This is a genomic window from Bradyrhizobium sp. Kon58 (assembly GCF_055807455.1).
On record NZ_JBVVOT010000267.1, the window covers coordinates 1 to 326 of the forward strand.

Genomic DNA, 326 nt, shown 5'->3' on the forward strand with positions numbered 1-326 from the left:
GTGGGTTGCACCAGAAGTAGCTAGTCTAACCTTCGGGAGGACGGTTACCACGGTGTGACGGGCGGTGTGTACAAGGCCCGGGAACGTATTCACCGCGACATTCTGATTCGCGATTACTAGCGATTCCGACTTCACGCAGTCGAGTTGCAGACTGCGATCCGGACTACGATCGGTTTTGTGGGATTAGCTCCACCTCGCGGCTTGGCAACCCTCTGTACCGACCATTGTAGCACGTGTGTAGCCCAGGCCGTAAGGGCCATGATGACTTGACGTCATCCCCACCTTCCTCCGGTTTGTCACCGGCAGTCTCCTTAGAGTGCCCACCA

General features: G+C 57.1%; 1 rRNA gene. It reads right to left on the reverse strand.

The features are described from left to right. Window positions 1-326: ribosomal RNA gene (locus AC0L20_RS40420) — 16S ribosomal RNA — on the reverse strand; the annotation flags it as partial.